General features: G+C 54.6%; 2 protein-coding genes and 2 pseudogenes. 2 read left to right on the top strand and 2 right to left on the bottom strand.

Features of this window, described 5'->3' with window-relative positions; genetic code table 11:
* Positions 1-229, top strand: a 229-nt coding sequence (locus tag CINSTRO3249_RS15210; protein WP_143146879.1) for an integrase core domain-containing protein, incomplete at its 5' end; no start/stop codon positions are given.
* 40 nt (positions 230-269) lie between these two features.
* On the opposite strand, the pseudogene CINSTRO3249_RS15205 reads toward CINSTRO3249_RS15210, so the two are convergent.
* Positions 270-626: pseudogene (locus CINSTRO3249_RS15205) on the bottom strand (SRPBCC domain-containing protein); the annotation flags it as partial.
* A gap of 126 nt (positions 627-752) precedes the next feature.
* Here CINSTRO3249_RS15205 and CINSTRO3249_RS15200 point away from each other — a divergent pair.
* Complete coding sequence (locus tag CINSTRO3249_RS15200) at positions 753-1,661, top strand: LysR family transcriptional regulator (RefSeq protein ID WP_074013844.1); 909 nt, start codon at positions 753-755, stop codon at positions 1,659-1,661.
* A 503-nt stretch (positions 1,662-2,164) separates the two neighbouring features.
* Here CINSTRO3249_RS15200 and CINSTRO3249_RS15195 read toward each other — a convergent pair.
* Positions 2,165-2,317: pseudogene (locus CINSTRO3249_RS15195) on the bottom strand (IS256 family transposase); the annotation flags it as partial.

Below are 2,317 nucleotides of genomic sequence, written 5' to 3'. Positions count from 1 at the left end.
CGGCGACTCCTACGATAATGCGATGGCAGAGAGTATCAACGGGTTGTACAAAACGGAGGTTATCCACCGCGGGAGCTGGAAAAACCGGACGGAAGTGGAGTTGGCCACGCTGGACTGGGTGGACTGGTACAACAACAGAAGGCTGCTCGGGCGGCTGGGTTACATCCCTCCTACTGAAGCCGAAATGAACTATTACGCTTTGCAATTAGCATCAGAGGAAGCGGCGTAGTATTGCCAAAATTACTCTCTAATAAACTCGGGGTTATTCAATCCTCGATAAGCCATGCATGATGTACGTCCAGACGCGTTTCACCCTCCCCTGCCCAGCCATGCCACGCCAGCCGTCCCGGTTGTCCTGGGTCAGGCACCACCTGCTCCACGACCTGCGCCTCTACCGGGAAACCAAAGGTTTCAAAATAGAAACGGACGTTGGGTGCCAGCGCGGGACCGGCACGGTCATATAAGCGAACGTTGGCGGCGTTCGTGTAGTAATCCGGCCAGCGCACGGCATCGTTAAGCCACGGCCAGATCTCGGCTGCGCCAAGGCCGGCTTCAATGACCTCATTGGAAACGAAATTGTCGGAAAAGCCCGGTTGATACTGCGCGGGCCAGATAATGGCGTTCATGGTTTACCTTCTCGTTGTAGCTTGAAACGACGACGCCGAATGCGTGCAATCGTCACCTGATGGAGGCTATATAGGTTGCGTGCTAGCATGATATAAATCCAATCGCTAAATGTAATCATAGTCATCATGCCAACTGATATCAGACAAATGGATCTTAATTTACTGAAAACGCTGGACGTTCTGCTGGACGAACGCAACGTTACCCGCGCCGCGCAGCGGCTGGCCCTGACGCAACCTGCGGTCAGCGGTATGCTGACGCGATTGCGTGACAGTTTTGACGACCCGCTATTTGTCCGCACCCAGCGGGGCATCGTTCCCACGCTGCGTGCGCTGGCGCTGGCGGCGCCCGTAAAGCAACTGCTTGGCGACGTGGAAGGTATGCTCAAACCACCGACATTTCAGCCCGCCACAGCCTGCGCGACCTTGACCTTCGCTGCGACCGATTATGCCTTGCGCGCGGTGGTGGTACCGCTTATGACGATGCTCAGACAGCAGGCGCCCGGCATCAGGGTAGCGGTGGTGGCGGTCGACCACGGCCGGCTACAGACGCAATTTGAACAAGGCGACATCGACATTGCGCTATTGACGCCGGAGACAACGCCGCCGGACCTGCACTCTCATGTGTTGTTTCAAGAAAGCTACGTCTGTGTCATGCGCGCCGGTCACCCCGACGCCGTTAGCGGCCGCCTGTCCCTTGACCGCTTCTGCGCACTCGATCATGCGCTGGTGTCTTACTCCAACGGCGGTTTTACAGGCGCAACCGACAGAGCACTGGCTGACCTGGGGCTGACGCGGCGCGTGGCGTTAGCCGTGAACAGTTTTCTGGTACTGCCTGATATTCTTCGCTCAAACGACCTTATCGCCATCGTCCCGCGGCGGCTGGCGCGGCATGCCGAAGGGCTGGTCACCCTGGCGCCGCCGCTGGCGATCCCGGGTTTTAGCAAAACCGCGGTCTGGCATGAACGGACCCACCGCGATCCTGCCCAGCGCTGGGTGCGGGAAACGCTTTTCACCCTGAGCCAAACACCCGACTAACGCCGGCGGGCGGCGCCTATCTGGCCGTCATCGCCGGCCGAACAGGGCGGGTTGTCGCAATGGCAATGGCACTAAAGGTTGAGGTTGAGGTACAGGTTTAGGTTGGGGTCGGGATTGGGGTTTGGGTTTGGGTCGGGCTGGGGTACAGGTTAAGGTTAAGGTTAAGGTTAAGGTTGAGATTGAGAATAAAGTGGAGTGTCCCTTCCTTAACGAAATTGGGCATTTCTTTTCTGAAAGCACTCAGGTCGGCATATTCTACGTCAGCATGACGGAAAGGTTTCAAATCCGGCATGAATGAAAATGGAAATAGTCTTATCTCCGCTGTTCTATAGGAAACTTAATATTTCCCATTGCAGGCTATGGATTAAGATAATAAAGAGCTACACTTGCCCAATCTTGACACCACGACCATGATACCTTCAGGAGTTATTTTGAAAAATAAAGTTGCCCTTATTACTGGTATTACGGGTCTGTAAATTTTTTTGTGTAAATGGCTCCATCGCTTAACTGGAGATTCGTTCTCCATACGTCAACATGAATTGGCTCATAGCAGGTTTCCAGTCTCTGAGTGGCATGGTCCATTTGGCGGAAATATTATGCAACGCCAGATAGAGCAGTTTAAGTACCGAGTCATCTGTTGGAAATATCCGCCGGGT

The sequence above is a fragment of the Candidatus Sodalis sp. SoCistrobi genome (assembly GCF_900143145.1).
Taxonomy (GTDB): domain Bacteria; phylum Pseudomonadota; class Gammaproteobacteria; order Enterobacterales; family Enterobacteriaceae; genus SoCistrobi.
Note: the sequence above shows the minus strand (reverse complement) of the source record. Positions and strands in the feature narration are given on the sequence as shown.

Bases quoted from the DNA above. Each gene is read 5' to 3' on its own strand.
- CINSTRO3249_RS15200 (WP_074013844.1), top strand. From the start codon at position 753: ATGCCAACTGATATCAGACAAATGGATCTTAATTTACTGAAAACGCTG.